The organism is Pantoea sp. E2023-21, assembly GCF_051302795.1.
Taxonomy (GTDB): domain Bacteria; phylum Pseudomonadota; class Gammaproteobacteria; order Enterobacterales; family Enterobacteriaceae; genus Pantoea; species Pantoea ludwigii_A.
In genome coordinates this window covers 2,199,159-2,218,640 of record NZ_CP195344.1, presented here as the reverse complement: position 1 = coordinate 2,218,640, position 19,482 = coordinate 2,199,159, and the positions used below count along the sequence as shown (strand labels likewise).

Annotated in this window: 19 protein-coding genes; 5 read left to right on the top strand and 14 right to left on the bottom strand. The window is 54.5% G+C overall.

The features are described 5' to 3' along the window. Positions 1–34: 34 nt before the first annotated feature. The 3 genes from ACRQ84_RS10455 to trxC all read right to left on the bottom strand — a co-directional run bounded on the left by ACRQ84_RS10455 (position 35) and on the right by trxC (position 2,092). Positions 35–805: a YaeF family permuted papain-like enzyme gene (locus ACRQ84_RS10455; RefSeq protein ID WP_483816005.1), complete on the bottom strand. Its 771-nt coding sequence runs from the start codon at positions 803–805 to the stop codon at positions 35–37. Positions 806–888: 83 nt separating this feature from the next. Then, complete coding sequence (locus tag ACRQ84_RS10450; protein ID WP_064739636.1) at positions 889–1,581, bottom strand: tRNA-uridine aminocarboxypropyltransferase; 693 nt, start codon at positions 1,579–1,581, stop codon at positions 889–891. Positions 1,582–1,672: 91 nt separating this feature from the next. Then, positions 1,673–2,092 (bottom strand): thioredoxin TrxC, encoded by a 420-nt coding sequence (gene trxC, locus ACRQ84_RS10445; RefSeq protein ID WP_064739635.1) that lies wholly within the window; start codon positions 2,090–2,092, stop codon positions 1,673–1,675. Positions 2,093–2,248: 156 nt separating this feature from the next. On the opposite strand from trxC, the gene ACRQ84_RS10440 reads away from it, so the two are divergent. Continuing rightward, the gene (locus ACRQ84_RS10440; RefSeq protein WP_064739634.1) at positions 2,249–3,388 is read left to right on the top strand and encodes a tRNA/rRNA methyltransferase; all 1,140 of its coding nucleotides are present in this window, start codon (positions 2,249–2,251) and stop codon (positions 3,386–3,388) included. A 36-nt stretch (positions 3,389–3,424) separates the two neighbouring features. Here ACRQ84_RS10440 and emrB read toward each other — a convergent pair whose 3' ends face one another. The 11 genes from emrB to ACRQ84_RS10385 form a co-directional block, all read right to left on the bottom strand. After that, positions 3,425–4,960: a multidrug efflux MFS transporter permease subunit EmrB gene (gene emrB / locus ACRQ84_RS10435; RefSeq protein ID WP_064739633.1), complete on the bottom strand. Its 1,536-nt coding sequence runs from the start codon at positions 4,958–4,960 to the stop codon at positions 3,425–3,427. Between the two features lie 17 nt (positions 4,961–4,977). Beyond that, complete coding sequence (gene emrA / locus ACRQ84_RS10430; protein WP_064739691.1) at positions 4,978–6,150, bottom strand: multidrug efflux MFS transporter periplasmic adaptor subunit EmrA; 1,173 nt, start codon at positions 6,148–6,150, stop codon at positions 4,978–4,980. A gap of 148 nt (positions 6,151–6,298) precedes the next feature. Next, on the bottom strand, positions 6,299–6,829 hold the full coding sequence (mprA, locus tag ACRQ84_RS10425) for a transcriptional repressor MprA (RefSeq protein ID WP_008101638.1): 531 nt from the start codon (positions 6,827–6,829) through the stop codon (positions 6,299–6,301). Positions 6,830–7,549: 720 nt separating this feature from the next. Then, positions 7,550–8,551 carry a glycine betaine/L-proline ABC transporter substrate-binding protein ProX gene (gene proX, locus ACRQ84_RS10420; protein ID WP_483816004.1) on the bottom strand — a complete coding sequence of 334 codons (1,002 nt, stop codon included), beginning with the start codon at positions 8,549–8,551 and terminating at the stop codon, positions 7,550–7,552. Positions 8,552–8,608: 57 nt separating this feature from the next. Further along, positions 8,609–9,790 (bottom strand): glycine betaine/L-proline ABC transporter permease ProW, encoded by a 1,182-nt coding sequence (proW, locus tag ACRQ84_RS10415; protein WP_483816003.1) that lies wholly within the window; start codon positions 9,788–9,790, stop codon positions 8,609–8,611. Positions 9,791–9,792: 2 nt separating this feature from the next. Next, positions 9,793–10,983: a glycine betaine/L-proline ABC transporter ATP-binding protein ProV gene (proV, locus tag ACRQ84_RS10410; RefSeq protein ID WP_483816002.1), complete on the bottom strand. Its 1,191-nt coding sequence runs from the start codon at positions 10,981–10,983 to the stop codon at positions 9,793–9,795. A gap of 459 nt (positions 10,984–11,442) precedes the next feature. Further along, positions 11,443–12,402 (bottom strand): class 1b ribonucleoside-diphosphate reductase subunit beta, encoded by a 960-nt coding sequence (gene nrdF, locus ACRQ84_RS10405; protein ID WP_483816001.1) that lies wholly within the window; start codon positions 12,400–12,402, stop codon positions 11,443–11,445. Between the two features lie 8 nt (positions 12,403–12,410). Beyond that, complete coding sequence (gene nrdE / locus ACRQ84_RS10400) at positions 12,411–14,549, bottom strand: class 1b ribonucleoside-diphosphate reductase subunit alpha (RefSeq protein WP_483816000.1); 2,139 nt, start codon at positions 14,547–14,549, stop codon at positions 12,411–12,413. Continuing rightward, positions 14,528–14,932: a class Ib ribonucleoside-diphosphate reductase assembly flavoprotein NrdI gene (gene nrdI, locus ACRQ84_RS10395; protein WP_483815999.1), complete on the bottom strand. Its 405-nt coding sequence runs from the start codon at positions 14,930–14,932 to the stop codon at positions 14,528–14,530. The genes nrdE and nrdI overlap by 22 nt, the downstream gene beginning before the upstream one ends. Positions 14,933–14,935: 3 nt before the next feature. Further along, positions 14,936–15,178 carry a glutaredoxin-like protein NrdH gene (nrdH, locus tag ACRQ84_RS10390; protein ID WP_064739627.1) on the bottom strand — a complete coding sequence of 81 codons (243 nt, stop codon included), beginning with the start codon at positions 15,176–15,178 and terminating at the stop codon, positions 14,936–14,938. Between the two features lie 436 nt (positions 15,179–15,614). Next, complete coding sequence (locus ACRQ84_RS10385; protein WP_064739626.1) at positions 15,615–15,935, bottom strand: DUF883 family protein; 321 nt, start codon at positions 15,933–15,935, stop codon at positions 15,615–15,617. A gap of 150 nt (positions 15,936–16,085) precedes the next feature. On the opposite strand from ACRQ84_RS10385, the gene ACRQ84_RS10380 reads away from it, so the two are divergent. The 4 genes from ACRQ84_RS10380 (at position 16,086) to ACRQ84_RS10365 (ending at position 19,406) form a co-directional block, all read left to right on the top strand. Further along, positions 16,086–16,424 (top strand): DUF2002 family protein, encoded by a 339-nt coding sequence (locus tag ACRQ84_RS10380; RefSeq protein WP_064739625.1) that lies wholly within the window; start codon positions 16,086–16,088, stop codon positions 16,422–16,424. Between the two features lie 136 nt (positions 16,425–16,560). Further along, on the top strand, positions 16,561–17,976 hold the full coding sequence (gene mmuP / locus ACRQ84_RS10375) for an S-methylmethionine permease (RefSeq protein ID WP_064739624.1): 1,416 nt from the start codon (positions 16,561–16,563) through the stop codon (positions 17,974–17,976). Beyond that, positions 17,966–18,901, top strand: coding sequence for a homocysteine S-methyltransferase (gene mmuM, locus ACRQ84_RS10370; protein ID WP_483815998.1), 936 nt, complete (start codon positions 17,966–17,968; stop codon positions 18,899–18,901). The genes mmuP and mmuM overlap by 11 nt, the downstream gene beginning before the upstream one ends. A gap of 85 nt (positions 18,902–18,986) precedes the next feature. Continuing rightward, positions 18,987–19,406 carry a hypothetical protein gene (locus ACRQ84_RS10365; protein WP_064739622.1) on the top strand — a complete coding sequence of 140 codons (420 nt, stop codon included), beginning with the start codon at positions 18,987–18,989 and terminating at the stop codon, positions 19,404–19,406. Positions 19,407–19,482 lie beyond the last annotated feature (76 nt).

Below are 19,482 nucleotides of genomic sequence, written 5' to 3'. Positions count from 1 at the left end.
CTGCCATTAAGATTGGCATGATTGTAAACGCTTTTTACCGCGCTTGCCGATTCGCCGATCGCAGGCTGAGGATCTCTTTTAGGTTCCAGCGTTTTAAATGGCCGACATACTGCATATTCTGCTGCACCTGCCATGCAGAGACATCGCCGTCCCGTAAATGCAGTAAATCCGCCGGGCTGACCCAATTAGCCTGTCCCTGCAACAGTTCAATACCCGCGTGACGATAGCCCGCCAATACAAATTCGGAGCAGAAGAAGCGATTGGCTTGAGGATCGTCAACATCAGCTAACTGCACGCGGGCCATTGCAGTAAGGCAGGCACTGCGAACTTCTTCATTGACGAGCGGCAGTTCACACAAACGGCGTGACACCATAAACGGCATAAACATCACGATGCCTTTGAAGTTGTATTTTTTGCCTTGCTGTAAATCGGCAAACTCCCGTAAGCGCAGCATTTGCTCGCTGGTCATGCCAGGCACGCGCAGCACCAGCAGACTATTGCTTTCATCTATAGCAAGATTTAGTGGAATGATTTTAACGCCACTGCCAACCGCTTCCGCAACCTGTTCATCACCAAGATAAATCGCGGCATGGCTTACGCCAGTCAGAGTAAACAGGCGAATTCCCCAGGATTGTGGTGACGTGGCCGATGAGAGCAACAAATCGCCGGGCATCAAAGCGCTGCTTGAAATCAGTGCGGTAGGGCGTGTGCTGGCAGATTGCAGCTGCGGCGGAAAAGCGCGGTCGGGTTGCGGGGCGGTGCTGCAGCCGGTGAGCAGCAGCATCAGCAGCCAGAAGATTTTCATCGTGCATCCTTTGCATATAAAGCCAACTCCGTGGCGATGCGCGACTATAAATCAAACGTGCCGGTTACAAAAGAGGCAAATCCTTAAAGGACATTTTCGAGGCTATGCACCGGATGATGCGGTTTCCCCGCCAGATAAGCATGACGGAAACGTGCGAAATAGTGCTGCAATTCCGTGGCGGCAGCGAGATCGCCCGCCTGTTCCAGCAGCGCGGCAGCGACCTCGGCAGTACAGTGCTGGCCTGCGCCGTGGGCTTCGCGCAGCGTGTAGCGCGATGGCGTCGAAACGTTAAGCGACATCACCGGCAACGCATCAAGCCACGGGCTTTTGCGGAACATCTTGCGCGCTTCAGTCCAGGTGCCGTCGAGCATGATGAACAGCGGCGGTTTACCGGTAAGTGGCGGGCGGGTGAGGACTTGGCGATCGGCATCGGCATACGACGCGGGAAAAACCACCAGCGGCTGATAATGTTCATTTTTAACCGCCGCCAGCAGCGCGGCATCCTGCTCGGTACGCGACCAGCCAAAGGCCTCGGTGTCCGGTAGAACATCGGCGATTAATCTGCCGGTGTTACTCGGCTTCATCGGCTCGGTATCGAACATCACCAGACAAAAGCGGCTACGCGCTTGCTGTGGCTGGATCGTGGCGCACAGACAATTTTTTTGCGGCAACAAGCAGCGTTGGCAACGTACGACACGATTCCCACGCGCAAGAAACGGGCGCGTGGCGCGCGCTAAACGTTGCGCACGTAAGCGCAGGACGGCATTTTCAAACATAGATTCGCTGGCAGGAGAAAAAACGCCAGTGTAATGGAATTAGTGGGGAAAGGTAATAAGGAAGGCCAGCTTGCGGCTGGCCATCAGCGGTTTACAGCGATTCGTCGAGCCATTCGTTGAACGGCGCTTTCGGCATCGCGCCATTTAGCATGTCGACCATCTCACCATTCTTGAACAGCATAATGGTGGGAATGCTGCGAATACGGAAACGCGCGCTAAGCGCCGGTTCAGCTTCGGTATTCACCTTAACAAAGCGCACCTTACCGCGACGCTCGTCAGCAACATCTTTAAACACCGGCGCGAAGTTTACGCACGGGCCGCACCACGGCGCCCAGAAGTCGATCACCACGGGCAGATCGTCTTGCAGATACTTATCCAGCGTGGCTGCCGTGGCGTTGGCGACTTCGCCATTAAACAGCTCGCTACCACAACGACCACATTTCGCTCCATCGGCAATACGCGACTCTGGCACGCGATTGGTTGCCTGACAGGCGGCACAAACTGTATTCATATTTACCTCAACCCGAACCTGTAAATCTGATGATTGCGGGACATTATGAAAAGGTTGAGTGCTATGCTCAATCTGGATTACCCAATAGGTTCAATAGTTGATAGCTAAGCACCGACACATCAGGTAATCTTCGCGCTCTCAATGCTGGAGGAACAGATGAACGACGAATTTAAAGGCAAAAGCGGCAAGGTAAAAGTGATGTACGTACGTGATGAGGATGGCGGTCAAAAGCCGAATCCCCGTACCGGCAAAGGCGGCCGTCCTGCTGCGCGCCAGGAAGATAATCGTCGTTCTGGTCCTCGCAGTGCACGTACTAATGAAGAGGGTGGCCGTAGCGGTGCACCGCGTGGCGCACGCAGCGAAGCGGGCGGTCGTGGTTCTGCGCCACGTGATGCGCGCAACAGTGAGCGTGGCCGCAGCTTTGGTCAGCGCGACGATCGTGGTAGTGACAGCCGCAGCTTCGGTGATTCACCGTGGCGCACCGTTTCACGTCCGCCCGTCGCCGATGACAGCCAACTGGATGATGCCGACAACAAGCCGGTCATCGATCCCGAGCAGATTCGCCGTCAGCGTCAGGAAGAGACGCGCGTATACGGTGAAAATGCCTGCCAGGCGCTGTTCCTGAGTCGTCCGGAAAGTATCGTGCGCGCCTGGTTCATTCAGAGCGTGACACCGCGTTTCCGTGAAACCCTGCGCTGGCTGGCGGCCAACCGTAAAGCCTATCACGTGGTGGAAGATGCCGAGCTGACTAAAGCTTCAGGTACAGAACACCACGGTGGCGTGTGCTTCATCATCAAGAAACGCATGGGCATGCCGGTTACCGAGTGGCTGACAAAGGCACCGACTAAAGATTGCGTACTGGCGCTGGAAGATGTCAGCAACCCGCACAACCTCGGCGGCATTATGCGTAGCTGTGCGCACTTCGGTGTGAAAGGTTTGCTGGTGAATGACGCTTCACTGCTGGAGTCAGGTGCGGCAGTGCGTACCGCCGAAGGTGGCGCTGAGCACGTTCAGGCGATCAGCGGCGAAAGCTTTGCCGCTGGCCTGGAAGCTTTCCGTAAAGCGGGTTACACCATCGTTACCACTTCCAGCCACGAAGGCACACCGCTGGCAAAAGCTGAGCTGCCGGCCAAAATGGTACTGGTATTAGGTCAGGAGAGCGAAGGTCTGTCAGACAGCGCTTTCCAGCAAGGCGATCTCAGCCTGTCGATTGGCGGGACCGGCAACGTTGAAAGCCTCAACGTGTCAGTGGCGACCGGAATTTTGCTCGCCGAATGGTGGCGTCAGAACGCATAAAAAAACGGGCCGCAAGGCCCGTTTTTGTTTTATCGCTTAGTGAGCTCCGCCACCGCCGCTGCCCGCACCAAATGGCGGACGCGCAAACCACACCAGCACCAGCAAAATCAAGAACACGCCCGCTGACGCCCAGAAGATCTCATTCGCCGAGATAATCAGACCCTGGTTCGTGATCTGCTGCGCAATATACGCCGATGCCTGCTGCTGGGTCATACCCAGGCTTTCCAGTTGGTCGTACATCTGTTGTGAATTGACGTTGTACGGATTCACAGACTCCGACAGATAGCTATGATGCATCGACTCACGATTGCTCCACATGGTGGTGGTAATCGAGGTACCGATGGAACCGGCCAGCGTACGAACGAAGTTCGACAGGCTCGATGCCGCCGCCATACGTTCTGGCGGTAAGCCTGACAGCGTAATGGTGGTAAGTGGCATAAAGAAGCACGCCACGGCAAAGCCCTGAATAAACTGCGGCCACGCTGACGCACCAAAATCCATGCCCGGCTCAAACGTGTAGGCGCGCCAGTAGAAACAGACGGCATACATGATGAAGCTGAAGGTCACCAGCTTACGCATATCCAGCTTGTGCGCGAAGCGACCAATAATCGGCGACAGGATCACCGGCAGAATCCCGACCGGTGCTGACGCCAATCCGGCCCAGGTGGCGGTGTAGCCATATACCTCCTGCAACAGCTGCGGCAGTAACACAATTGAGCCGAAGTAGAGCATATAGGCCAGGCTTATCGACAAACAGCCGATGGTGAAGTTGCGCATTTTGAACAACGACAAATCGACGATGGGGTGATCGTCGGTGAGCTCCCACACCAGCAACACCAATAGCGCCACCACGGCGACCACCATCAGAACGATGATTTCGGTGGAGCTAAACCAGTCGAGCTCTTTACCGCGATCGAGCATTACCTGCAGTGAGCCAATACCGACCACCAGCAGCACCAGGCCAACCATATCGATCGGGCGGATTTCAGTTTTGGTTTCACGTCCACGCAGCGTTTGCAGCGTCAGTAACACCACCACCAATCCAATCGGCACGTTGATGAAGAAGATCCAGCCCCAGTGATAGTTATCGCTGATCCAGCCGCCCAAAATCGGGCCGCAGATCGGCGCCACAATTACCGTCATCGCCCACAGCGAGAGTGCCACGCTGCGTTTCGCCGGCGGATAGTTGTTTAACAACAAACTCTGCGATAACGGAATCAGCGGACCGGCGACCACACCCTGAATGACACGGAAGAAGATCAGCATCTCAAGGCTTTCGGACATGCCGCAAGCCCAGGACGCGATCACAAACAGGATGGTCGACCACGTAAACAGCTTCACTTCACCGATGCGCTTCGCCAGCCAACCGGTAATGGGAATCGAAATGGCGTTCGCCACCCCGAAAGAGGTAATCACCCACGTGCCCTGCGAGTTCGAAGCACCGAGGTTACCGGCGATGGTTGGAATCGCCACGTTAGCGATGGTGGAGTCGAGTACCTGCATAAACGTCGCCAGCGACAAGGCGATAGTCATCAGGACTAACGGCGCACCTTCAAGCGGTTTTTGTGCCATAACAGCCTCCCGCGGCGTTAGTCAGCGTTGGCACGAACGATGTCAGTAATCAGCTGGTTAACCGGCGCGAGGTCGATTGCCAATGCATTACTTTCATAAGCGGCTTGCGAACGCATAGCACTGGCCAGCGTGGCGCCCTCTTTGTTCTGCGTGTCCACTTTCACCAGCGTGGAGAGGCCGATACGCAGCGGATGCTCCGCCACTTGTTTTGGATCCAGCTCAATACGCACTGGCAGGCGCTGCACCACTTTGATCCAGTTACCGGTGGCGTTCTGCGCGGGTAGCAGTGAGAAAGCGCTGCCGGTACCCATATCCAGACCCACCACTTTGCCGTGATACTCCACGTCATCGCCGTAGATATCGCTGATCACCGTGGCCGATTGGCCAATACGTACGCCCGCAAGCTGCGTCTCTTTAAAGTTCGCGTCGATCCACAGATTGGTGGACGGCACGACTGCCAGCAGCGGCGTAGTGGTAGAGATTTGCGAACCAACCTGCACGCTACGACGTGAAATGAAGCCATCAATCGGGCTACGGATGTCGGTACGCTGCAGTGCCAGCCAGGCATCGCGCAGCTCGGCAGCACTCTGCTGCACCGCGGGCTGTTTTTCCAGCGAGGTATTCAGAATCATCGCCTGATTAGCGTTGTATTGCTGCTCCGCCACATCCAGCTGCGCTTTGGCCGTCGCAACGGCATCACGTGAGTGTTGCAGCTCTTCGCGGCCAATCAGATTAGACGCGCCCAGCGGTTCGCGGCGTTTCAAGTCAGCTTCGGCTTGATCCAGCGCGGTTTGCTGCAGCTTAATAGTGGCTTGATACTGCTTGCCATTGATCATCAACTGATGAGTTTGACGCACGCTGGTGGCCAACGCGGTCTGCGCTTTTTCAAACGCCTGCTGCGCATCGGTTTTATCCAGCGAAACGAGCACGTCGCCTTTTTTCACCATGTCGGTGTTATCAAACCACACTTTGTTTACGCTGCCGGAAACCTGCGCCATCACCTGCACCTGGTTACCTGCGACGTAAGCATCATCAGTTTCCTGGAAGTGACGCAGCACCAGATACCAGTAAGCCAGATACGAAACACCAATAATTACAAACACGATAGCCAGCAGGATCAGCACACCTTTGCGCTTCTTCTTTTTATTCGCTGGCTGTTGCGGGCTTTGGGCTTCCGCTGTCGCACTCATGTCGTTCTCCACGTTTTCCATTTAGTCGGGATGTGCCGATCCTTCGACACGGTTGCCCGAGTCAAAAAAGCCAGCACTTAAGCGCTGGCCGGACAAAAGGGGATTAAAATAGCGATTTCGGAAGGTGATTGTGTCGCACTTCTTGCTATTAGCGCGACAGGGAAGCGATAACCTGATCTTCGTCCATTTTATCGAGACGGTTAAGTAACTTACGGGTAATCGATTCCAGCTGATCCTGCTCGTTGGTCGAAAGCGAAGACCACAAGTATTGCAGGCTCTGATGCTGCGGTGGCAGCAACTGACGTAAGAATTCATTGCCTTTTTCGGTCAAATGCAGATGCAGGCAGCGACGGTCGTTCTCGCTTTCACGGCGTTCAATCCAACCACGCTTCTCCAGCTCATCGGCGATACGCGTAGCGTTGGTGCGTGAAGAGCCGAGCGCAGAACTCAGTTCTGAAGGCTGGATGCTCTGATTTTCCTGCGCATCGAGGGTAATCAGCGCCATGAATAAGGTCTCGTTAATTCCCTGCGCCTTCAACATTTTGTTGCGATTATCCAGCAGTTTTCCCTGCATGTGCATGCACAGACGGGTAAGAATGATCTCCTGCAGCGGAAAATCTTTATGGCGGTTAGCACGGATGTTTAGCATCTGTTCAATGGGAGTAAACGAACTTTCCATTTTAAAAAAACCTCTTAGTTGCAACTGGTATAGTAATGATGGTGACAGATTAAGCGTAGTCACAATTTCCTCAGGTGATTGTTAGCACGATCACATTGTCAACATCTGACATTCCAGGTTGTTCCTTAACCCTGGGCATTTCGCCCTGACATCCCGCCTGACAACACAGGCAGTCAATGCCATCAATTCATCTCAGGAAACCATTTTACTGATAAATAATTTCGTGAGAAAAAATAACTGTGGTGAATAACTGCGCTGCTAACCATAACAAAGCCAATCATCAATGAACAGTATTGCTCACCATTTTGGACCCGTCTTTACGATTTCTAAACACTTTTACAGCACAGGTTGTTCATTAAAATCAAAGTGTTGATTAACATTAGCTTAACAACACGCGTACGGATGCCAGACCAGCCAAAAAGGATGGAATTCGATTGCCAAACGGGAAGCATTCATTGCGCGAGGATAAGAGAGATAATCATTGTAGGGTAATAGTAACCCAAAAAATTATTTCAATGGTGTGTTAATTAACAGGACGTACCAGTGCGCTATAGCGCACGCTTCGCTTACTAGCGGCAGGAAAAGGTTGAGGCAGCCACATACCGTAGCCGCACAATGTATTGCGCAGGGCTGTTTTACTGCATTGATGGTAAGAAAAACGGCGCGATAAATCGCGCCGCCACAATACAAACGCTAATGTAAATCCAGCGCGTTAATGCGTTATTTCGCTGCCGCCAGGGCGTCCTGAATCCACTTATCGAATTCAGCCTGATGACCTTTGATCCAGCCATCAACGTGGCCGTTGATGTCGGCTTCAGAAGCATGACCCGCATGCATCGCCGCATTCTCAGCATTGATGTCGCCAATTGGCAGCTTCATTTCAGCAAACAGTTTAGCCGCTGCCGGGTTCTTCTCGGTCCAGGCTTTGTTAGCGACGATGTGCATGGTATTCACCGGGAAACCGTAGTTAGCACCGTTTGCCAGCTTCGTATCGACTTTGCTCTGCTCGCCCGGCAGGGATGAGAACGGCACCTGCAGCCACACCACATCTTTACCCGGCTTCAGCACGTCGCTGACCCAATACGGTGTCCAGGTATAATAGAAGACCGGTTTGCCCTGCTTAAAGCGCGTGATGGTATCGGCAATCATCGCCGAGTAGTTGCCCTGATTATGCTCAACGGTATTGCTCAGCTTGTAAGCATCAATCTGGTGATTAATTACTGCTTCACAACCCCAGCCTGGCGTACAGCCGGTTAAATCCGCCTTACCATCGCCATTGGTATCAAACAGTTTGGCGATCTTTGGATCTTTCAGCTGCTCAATATTAGTGATGTGGTACTGCTCAGCGGTTTTCTTATCGATGAGGTAACCCTGTGCTGCGCCACCGACGTAGGTGCCCTGGCGATAAAACTTCGCATCGCCGCCCGCGGCTTTATACATATCGTCGTGCAGCGGTTTCCAGTTGGTGGCAATAAAGGTGGCATCACCGGCAGCGATGGTGGTGTACGCCACGTTGTAATCAATCTCGCTTGGCTTTTCAACGGTATAGCCAAGTTTCTCCAACGCGCGGCTCACCAGCAGCGTCTGGAAAGTCTCTTCAGAAATGGTGCTCTGAGTCGGTTTAACGGTGATGCCTTTACCGGGCAGGTCGGCGGCGGACACGTGCGTCGCGGCGAACGTCGTCAGGACGGCAGCGAATAGAGCTGTCTTGCGCATAGTCATTCCTTTTTTTACGTGTTACGTCGAAGACGGGCGGTCGCAGCGGACCGCCCATTGAAATCAGGCTTTTTTACTGAAAGGGCGTAGCAGCAAACCCAGCGGGCCGGTGCTGTACCAGTGGCGGCTGCCACGGCTGCGGCTGTCGCGGCCCATTGACTGCGTCAAACGATCGAGGATGATGGCAAGAATCACGATGCCCACGCCACCCACGGTAGCGAGGCCCATATCCAGTCGACCAATACCGCGCAGCACCATCTGGCCGAGACCGCCAACGGCGATCATCGAGGCGATCACCACCATCGACAGTGCCAGCATCAGCGTCTGGTTTACGCCGGCCATGATGGTCGGCATTGCCAGCGGCAGCTGCACTTTAAACAGCATCTGACGCGGGCTGGCACCGAAGGATTCGCTCGCTTCAATCAGATCGGCTGGCACCTGCTTAATGCCGAGAATGGTGAGGCGCACAATCGGCGGCAGCGCAAAGATGATGGTCACTACCACGCCCGGTACGTTGCCGATACCAAACAGCATCACGATTGGCACCAGATAAACGAAGGCCGGAGTGGTCTGCATTGCATCCAGCAGCGGACGGATAATGCGTGCGGCACGTTCGCTGCGCGCCAGCCAGATGCCGAGTGGCAAGCCGATGACGATGCAGAAAAACAGGGCGGTAAGCACCAGCGCTAACGTTACCATCGCCTGCGACCAGGCACCGATTGCGCCAATGGCAATCAGCGAGATCAGTGTGGCGATGCCCATCGCCGGGCTGGCAATCTGCCAGGCGATCAGGGCAAACACCACAATCGCCACCGGCGCAGGCATGCCGAGCAGCAACTGTTGGAACGCGCTGAGGATGTAATCCACCGGCACGCGAATGCCCTGAAACACCGGACGGAAATGGCTAACCACCCAATCAATGCCTTCGGTGACCCAGCTATCGAGTGGAATCCAGGTTTTATGGAACGGGTCCATAATGTTGAAATGCTCAGGCGCGGGAGCCGGTGCGCTGCTGAGCCAGTCGCTGCTGCTGCTGGCTGCACCGCTGGCGGCATCGTGGCCACCGCTGCTGGCTGCAGACGGATCGCCCCATGCATCGGCGCTGCCGGAGCTGCTATCCGCCGGCGCGGCACTGCCGCTCGCCCAGGGATCGCTGCTGCTGGCGGCGGCGTTGGCATCGGTTGTGGCGGGTTGCTGCGTGGTTTGGCTGGCGCTTTCCCACGGATTCGACGTTTGTGCACTCATATTTAGGCTCCTTCACGGTCTAAAGCGCGCAATAGCATGCTTTTCGAAATGATACCGACGTACTGATTCTCCTCGCTGACCACCGGCACGGCGCAGGGCGCTTGTGCAACATGGGACAGCAGATCGTTCAGGGAGGTATCAGCAGGAACCGCTAAAGGCGTGTCGAGTAGCGCGCTATCCAGCCCTTCACCGGCGGCCAGTGCGGCTTTCAGTGAATCGGTAGAAACCACGCCGACAAACTTCTGTTTCTCCAGCACATAGCCATATTCGCGATCTTCATCCTGCAACAGTTTGATAGCGGATCGCGGACCAAAACCCGCCGCTTTACGGATCAGTGATCCCGCGCTGCGACGCGCAATATCTTTGGCGCTAAATACGTGGCTGATATCGACGCCGCGGAAGAAGGTACGCACATAATTGTTGGCGGGATTATTAAGGATTTCATCCGGAGTGCCGACCTGTACCACTTCGCCGCCCTGCATAATGGCAATGCGATCGCCAATACGCATCGCTTCATCAAGGTCGTGAGAAATAAATACGATGGTGCGCTGATGTTTCGCCTGCAGTTTTACCAGTTCATCCTGCATTTCGGTACGAATCAGCGGATCAAGTGCTGAGAAGGCTTCATCCATTAATAAAATATCAGGATTAATGGCCAAAGCGCGGGCTAATCCAACGCGTTGACGCATGCCGCCAGAAAGTTCGTCGGGATAAGAATGGGCGTAATTATCCAGGCCAACCTGACGCAATGCGTCTAGCGCTTTTTCCTGCCGTTCCGCCAAAGGGACGCCCGCTAATTCCATGCCAAAAGCGGCATTATTTAACACCGTCAGATGTGGCATGAGCGCGAAGGATTGGAATACCATGCTGATCTTATTTCTGCGTACTTCACGCAGTTCCGAATCCGATATTTTGGCAATATCGACACCGTCTATGATTACCTGGCCGCGGGTGGGCTCTATCAGACGATTGAGAAGGCGAACCATGGTGGACTTACCTGAACCTGAAAGCCCCATGATGACGAAGATCTCGCCTTCTTCAATGGCCAGACTGGCATTTTTGACGCCGACGGAGAGACCGGTTTTTGCCAGAACACTCTCTTTGCTTTCGCCTTTATCAATCAGCTTAAATGCCTTTTCGGGATTATCCCCAAATACTTTATATAAATTCTTTACTTCGAGTTTAATTGCCATGCAGTAATTAATTTCCCGGTTAAATGTTTAACTATTTCTTGTTGTGGTCCTGATTAAAATTAAGCGCCCTATACCCTAACATAGTGAAATTATCTGACAACCCTGAATGGCGATATTCGGCGGCGTGCGACTGCACGAATAGCTAAAATCGCCAGTGCTCACAAGGGATGCGCATGGATTAATTTTTTGCGTTTGATAAGTGAAATTATGCGTGTTTCGGTCTGTTTCAGGTGCAGAGTGGCCGAAAAGTTATCCAAATTGAAGAAATATAAGTGAAATAAATGGATGAGATAAGCGGAAATAAAATGGAGTTAAAATATAATTATCACTGAATTAATACGCTAAATAATTCGCGTCACAGCAAGGCGACAAGCCCGCTCGCCCCAGGAGCATAGTGAACTATGTGACTGGGAAGAGTGGGCGCAGTCAACGCAGCAGTGGCGCGAAGTATGACGCGTATTAGAAGTTCCAGTCTTCGTCTTCGGTTTCTACGGCCTTCCCCATAACATAAGACGATCCAGAGCCGGAGAAAAAGTCATGGTTTTCATCGGCATTAGGCGACAGTGCGGACAAAATAGCGGGGTTCACCGTAGTCAACTCCGCCGGGAACAGCGCTTCGTAGCCGAGGTTCATCAGCGCTTTATTGGCGTTGTAGTGCAGGAACGTTTTCACTTCTTCCGCCCAGCCCACTTCGCCGTAAAGCGCTTCGGTATACACCACTTCGTTTTCATACAGCGCCAGCAGCAAATCAATCGCAAACTGTTGCAACTCTTCACGGCGACCTTCATCGACGTTTTCCAGCGCTTTTTGGTACTTATAACCGATGTAATAGCCGTGAACCGCTTCGTCACGAATGATCAGACGAATCAGGTCGGCGGTGTTGGTCAGCTTGCCACGGCTCGACCAATACATCGGCAGCCAGAACCCGGAATAGAACAGGAACGATTCAAGGAACACGCTGGCAATTTTCTTCTTCAGCGGATCCTCGGCGCGATAGTGCTCCAGCACAATCTTTGCCTTGTTCTGTAGCGCGTCGTTCTCTTCACTCCAGCGATAGGCCGCATCGACATCCGCGGTATTACACAGTGTGGAGAAAATTGAGCTGTACGAACGCGCATGCACCGCTTCCATAAAGGAGATGTTCGACAGCACCGCTTCTTCGTGCGGCGTGATGGCATCGTCCATCAGGCCTGGCGCACCGATCACATTCTGGATGGTGTCGAGCAGCGTCAAACCGGTAAATACCCGAATGGTCAGCTGCTGTTGCTGGTGGTCCAGCGATTGCCACGCTGGCAGATCGTTGGAGAGCGGTACCTTTTCCGGCAGCCAGAAGTTGCTGGTCAGACGGTTCCACACTTCGAGGTCTTTCTCGTCCTGGATACGGTTCCAGTTAATCGCTTGAATTTGTTTAAGTTGCATAGTTTTCATCACAGTGAGCAGGAGACGCAGCCCTGTACCTCGGTGCCTTGCAGCGCCATCTGGCGCAGACGAATGTAATAGAGCGTTTTGATGCCTTTCTTCCACGCGTAAATCTGCGCTTTGTTGATATCGCGCGTGGTGACGTCGTCGCGGAAGAACAGCGTCAGCGACAAGCCTTGATCGACGTGCTGCGTGGCTTCGGCGTAAGTATCAATAATCGCTTCCGGCCCAATCGAGTAGGCATCCTGATAAAGGTCGAGATTGTCGTTGGTCATAAACGGTGCCGGATAATAGACGCGGCCGGTTTTGCCCTCTTTACGGATCTCAATGCGCGACACAATCGGGTGAATGCTGGAGGTCGCATGGTTAATGTACGAGATGGAACCGGTTGGCGGAATCGCCTGCAGGTTCTGGTTGTACAGTCCATGCTGCATGACCGCTGCACGCAGCGCTTGCCAGTCGGCCTGCGTGGGGAGGGCAATCCCGGCATCGGCAAACAGTTTTTCCACCCGCGCGGTGCGCGGCAGCCAGGCTTGTTCGATGTACTTATCGAAGTAAGTGCCGCTGGCGTATTGCGACGCGGCAAAACCATCGAAACGCTGCTGATGCTCCTGCGCCAGCAGGTTTGAGGTGCGCACGGCGTGGTAGGTGACGCAATAGAAGTAGAGATTGGTGAAGTCCAGCGCCTCTTCTGAACCGTACGCCATGCCTTCACGCGCCAGATACCCGTGCAGGTTCATCTGACCAAGGCCGATAGCGTGCGAACGGCGATTGCCTTCCGCCACCGACGGCACCGAATTGATCTCACTCATTTCGGACACGGCGGTCAACGCACGCACGGCGGTTTCCACTGTTTGCGCCAGATTGCGTGAATCCATGGCATGCGCAATGTTGAGCGAACCAAGGTTGCAGGAGATATCTTTGCCGACGCGACGATAGCTGAGATCGTCATAGAACTCGCTGGCGCTGTTGACCTGCAAAATCTCGGAACAAAGGTTGCTCATGTTGATGCGGCCGGCAATCGGGTTGCTGCGGTTAACGCTATCTTCAAACATGATGTACGGATAGCCCGATTCAAACTGAATCTCCGCCAGCGTCTGGAAGAAATCGCGCGGCTTGATGTAGGTTTTGGTGATGCGATCGTCCGCCAGCATCTCGTCGTAAAGCTCGCTGATGCTGATATCACCGAAGGCTTTGCCGTAGATGCGTTCGACATCATACGGCGAGAACAGCGCCATATCGCGATTCTCTTTCGCCAGCTGGAAGGTGATATCCGGGATCACCACGCCGAGCGACAGCGTTTTAATACGGATTTTCTCGTCGGCGTTTTCGCGTTTGGTATCAAGGAAGCGGAAGATATCCGGGTGATGCGCGTTCAGCCACACCGCGCCTGCGCCTTGACGCGCGCCAAGCTGATTGGCGTAGGAAAACGCATCTTCCAGCATTTTCATCACCGGAATCACGCCGGACGACTGGTTTTCAATGCGCTTAATCGGCGCACCCGATTCACGCAGGTTGGAGAGCAGAAACGCCACACCGCCGCCGCGTTTGGATAGCTGCAACGCCGAGTTCACCGCGCGACCAATCGATTCCATATTGTCTTCGATGCGCAGCAGGAAGCAGGAGACCAGCTCGCCGCGCTGCTGCTTACCGCAGTTGAGGAAAGTGGGCGTAGCAGGCTGGAAGCGACCGCTGAGCATTTCCGCCAGCAGCTCGCGCGCTAAGGTTTCGTTGCCGCGTGCCAGCGTCAGCGCCACCATGCAGGCGCGCTGTTCGAAGGTTTCCAGATAGCGTTTGCCGTCGAAGGTTTTCAGCGTGTAGCTGGTGTAAAACTTCCACGCACCGAGGAAGGTGTGAAACTGAAAACCCGCCGCATCGGCTTCGTCATGCAGCTGGCACAGGAAATCGAATTCGTACTGATTCAGCACCTCGGCTTCGTAGTAGCCTTCGGCCACCAGATAGCGCAGGCGCTCGCCCGCAGAAGCAAACTGCACGGTATTGGGTTCCACATGCTGCAGGAAAAACTGGCGCGTGGCGTCGTGATCTTTGCTGAACTGGATGCGGCCATCGGCGTCATACAGGTTCAGCATCGCGTTGAGCGCGTGGTAATCGGTTAGCGAGCTGTTCAGGGTGTCTGTCGTTGCCAAAATTGGGTCACTCCCGCTTTTACATTAGCGATATCGTCGGGGGTTCCCATCAGCTCAAAGCGGTAGAGATAAGGAACCTGACATTTCTGCGCAATGATGTCGCCCGCCAGGCAATAGCCTGCACCGAAGTTGCGGTTACCGGCAGCTATCACCCCGCGAATCCCGCGTCGGTTGGCATCATCATTGAGGAATTGAATAACTTGTCTGGGCACGGCACCGCGCGAACTGCCGCCGCCGTAGCTCGGCACCACTAAAATGTAGGGCTGTTCGATATGCAGGCGCTGCTTGCCATCAACCGGAATGCGGCGGGCAGGCAGCCCCAGACGAGTGATAAATCGGTGCGTGTTTTCCGACTGGCTAGAGAAATAGACCAGTGGACACATGGCTTATCCCCCGACCGCCGCCAGCTGGTGCAGGCCGGCGATTTTGTCGGGACGGAAGCCGCTCCAGTGATCGTCTTGCGTCATCACCACTGGCACCTGGCGATAGCCGAGTGATTTGAGGTTGTCGATGGCTTCAGGTTGGCTATCAAGATTGATCAGCTGATAGTCGATACCTTTGCGGTCCATGGCATTTTTTGTCGCGTTGCACTGGACACAGTTATCTTTGGTGTAAATAATAATGCGCATGATTCGTATTTCCCTTTGATTGCGGTCAGATTGCGAGATACGAAGCAAAATCCGGTTTGCATCGAACTTCGTCCTTGACGACATTTGGTGACTGATTGATGAGTTGAATACTAGATGTAGTGTTGTTTAGGGTCAAGCCCACCAGATATAGGGATTTCTGGTTTAGAACATCGGAAAATCGCTAAGCCCAGAGATCATGCACCTTCCAGGCCGGAAAAATATTTTGTAAAGAGAATGAGGTGGGAGGGCTGGTCGATCTTGTGCGATCGGCCATCATCCCAACCTTCTCCCGCAGGCGGGAGAAGGGGCCGATCGCGCAAACTATTCCCTCTCCCGCTTACGGGAGAGGGCTAGGGTGAGGGAAAGCGCGCACGAACTGCGCCCACAAAAAAGCCCCGCATCAGCGAGGCTTTTTAGGTCTATTTACAGGACAGGCCTATCGGCGTGAAGATACCAACAGCGCGCCCAGTACCAGACCGATAGCAGCACCGACGCCAACGCCGTGCCACGGTTTGTCGTGTACATAGGCATCAACCTGCGTACCCGCATCACGTGCCGCCTGCGATACGCGACTCTGTCCACCGCTCAGTTTGGCACGCGTCTGCTTCAGCAGCGCCTGCGCCTGACTGCGCGCGCTATCAACCTCGTCTTTGGCTTCACTGCCATAAGATTTAAGTAACGCCTCTAGCGAATCGGCCAGTTCGTTTACATCCTGATTGATATCAATGTCATCGTTTTTTGCGCTTCGATTAAACATTTTTTAGCTCCCTTTGATTTAAAACGTAATACTCAGTGTAGACGAAGCGTGATTAAACGCAGGGATGTGCCAGGCTTTAGGGAAAATTCCGAATGCCCATGCCATCCTGCTGCTGTAAGGTTGCGGGGCTGTGAGAAGAGAGGAGCAAGCATGTATTTACGACCCGATGAGGTAGCACGCGTACTTGAGAAAGCGGGCTTCGAAATGGATACCCAGACGCCAAAGATTTACGGTTATCGCCGCGGCGAAAACTATGTTTACGTTAATCGCGAAGCGCGTATGGGACGTACCGCATTGATTATTCACCCGACGCTGAAAGAGAAAAGCCACAACTTCGCTGAACCGGCGTCAGAAATGAAAACCTGCGATCATTACACGCAATTCCCGCTCTACCTGATGGGCGATTCGCAGGAACATTATGGCATTCCGCACGGCTTCAGCTCGCGCGTTGCGCTTGAGCGTTATCTTCAGGGCGTATTCGGCGCCTAATGCTGCGCCCCGTTTTCGCGGGGCCGCAAACCTTTCCCATCCCATTCATTACTCTTTGCCGCATTGCAAATCCGCACGCTGACGCGTATAAACTTGTGTCCATATAGATGTTCAGACGTCCATACGGATAAATATCATGCAAACTCAGGATACGCCTCCTCAAGAAAATTTTAAGCGCACCATGAAAGTACGGCATCTGGTGATGCTGTCGCTCGGCGGCGTGATCGGTACCGGATTGTTCTTCAATACGGGCTACATCATCTCAACCACCGGTGCAGCCGGTACGTTACTGGCCTATTTGATTGGCGCGCTGGTGGTGTGGCTGGTGATGGTATGCCTGGGAGAATTGGCCGTCGCGATGCCGGAAACTGGCGCGTTCCATGTTTATGCTGCGCGCTATCTCAGCCCGGCAACCGGTTATACCGTCGCCTGGCTTTATTGGCTGACCTGGACGGTCGCGCTGGGTTCGAGCCTGACCGCCGCCGGATTCTGTATGCAGTACTGGTTCCCGAGCGTGCCGGTGTGGCTGTGGTGTCTGGTGTTTTGCATTGCCATTTATCTGCTGAATATTGTCTCAACGCGCTTCTTTGCTGAAGGTGAATTCTGGTTCTCTATCATCAAAGTGATCACCATCATCGCCTTTATCATTCTCGGCGCGGGGGCGATCTTTGGTTTTATTCCGATGAAAGACGGCAGCGCTGCGCCAGGATTGCATAATCTCACCGCCTCCGGCTGGCTGCCGCACGGCACGCTGCCGATTCTGATGACCATGGTGGCGGTCAACTTCGCTTTCTCGGGCACGGAATTGATCGGTATTGCCGCCGGTGAAACCGAGCAGCCGCAAAAAGCGCTGCCGCTGGCGATCCGCACCACCGTCGCCCGTTTAATCATCTTCTTTATCGGCACGGTATTCGTGCTGGCAGCGTTGATCCCAATGGATCAGGCGGGCATCGTCAAAAGTCCGTTTGTGCTGGTGTTCGAAAAGATTGGTATTCCGTATGCCGCCGATATCTTCAACTTCGTGATCCTTACTGCGATTCTTTCCGCCGCCAACTCAGGCCTGTATGCTTCCGGCCGCATGTTGTGGTCGCTGGCCAATGAGAACACGCTGCCGCGCTGTTTTGCCAGGGTTAACCGCCGCGGTATTCCGGTGCTGGCGCTGACGGTTAGCATGGTTGGCGGCCTGTTGGCGCTGTTCTCCAGCGTCATTGCGCCGGATACGGTATTTGTGGCGCTGTCGGCGATTTCTGGTTTTGCCGTGGTGGCGGTGTGGCTGAGTATTTGTGCCTCACATTATGTGTTCCGCCGTCGTCATCTGCAGGCGGGGGGCACCTTAAAGGAACTCGCGTATCGCGCGCCGCTCTATCCGTTAACGCCTATTCTCGGCTTCCTGCTGTGTCTGCTGGCGTGTATCGGTTTGGCCTTCGATCCATCGCAGCGCATTGCGCTGTGGTGCGGCATTCCATTTGTGCTGTTCTGCTATGCCGCATACCATGTGACACAACGACGTAAGTCATCTCTTAAGGCTGAGGAGGCCAACGATGTCGCGTAATCCCATCGCGCAGGCACTAACCCAAACTGACACGCTGATTCTGGATGGTGCGCTGGCGACCGAACTGGAGGCGCGCGGCTGTAATCTGGCCGATGCGCTGTGGTCCGCCAAAGTGCTGATGGAAAATCCTGAACTGATTTATCAGGTGCATCACGACTATTTTGCCGCTGGCGCACATGTGGCGATCACCGCCAGTTATCAGGCTACACCGCAGGGATTTGCCGCGCGCGGATTAGATGAAGCGCAGGCGCTAGAACTGATCGCTCAGAGCGTGCAACTGGCGCAGCGGGCGCGTGACGACTATCGTGCATCTTCCGCCAGCACAGCGCCGCTGTTGGTGGCCGGTTCGGTCGGGCCGTATGGCGCGTTTCTGGCTAATGGTGCGGAGTATCGCGGTGATTACGCGCTGCCGGAAGAGGAAATGAAAGCGTTCCACCGTCCGCGCGTTCAGGCGTTGCTGGAAGCCGGTGTGGATCTGCTGGCATGCGAAACATTGCCGTCCTTTGCCGAAGCGCAGGCGCTGGTCAGTTTGCTGGCCGAATTTCCTGACAGCAGCGCATGGTTCTCCTTTACCCTGCGCGATGCCGAACACATCAGCGACGGTACGCCGTTAAGCAAAGTGGCCGAGCTGGTGAATGCGACGCCGCAGGTGGCGGCAATTGGCCTCAACTGCGTGGCGCTGGAGAGCGTGACGCCCGCGCTGCGTAACTTGCAGGCGCAGAGTGACAAACCGCTGCTGGTCTATCCGAATTCCGGCGAGCAATACGATGCCAGTAGCAAAACCTGGCACTCGGCGCCGTCGGGCTGCACGCTGCATGACAAGTTCGCCGAATGGCAGCAGGCTGGTGCACGTCTGATTGGCGGCTGCTGCCGTACCACCCCGCAAGATATCGCGGCGATTGCGGCTTGTTGTCAACCGCAATAAAGCGCAGAAAATCATCAGTACTAGCGCGATTAAGCTCAGCCAGGGCAGTTTACACTGTCCTATCTGATGCTGAAGCGGACCTGCTATGAACCTGCGACTCCTTTTTCCTGCTTGTGCGCTGTTGCTGAGCGGCTGCGCCACTATTGTCGGCACTGAAACGCAACCGGTAAAAATCGACTCCTTGCCGCAAGGCGCGCGCTTCACCGTGCAGGATGAGACCGGCCGCGCGGTGGCGCAGGGCTATACGCCGCAAACCGTCGAGCTGGCGAAATCTACCGGTAATTATTTTGGTAAGAAGCACTATCAGGTAATGCTGGAGAGCCCGGGCTACGTGCCGATAACCTTGCCGATCGAGGCGAATGCCAATCTGTGGTATTTGCTGGGCAATATTCCGCTGTTGGGTTTTCCCGGCTGGCTGCTGGTCGATCCTTTCTATGGCGGCATGTACGATCTCAAACCTGAACATCCGCAACCGAAGCTGAATGTGGTGGGCGCACGCGGTTAATATTCAGGTGCGCATGAATGCGCACCCTACGAAAACCCGGCTGCATTAACGTAGGGTCGCCATTCATGGCGACCAA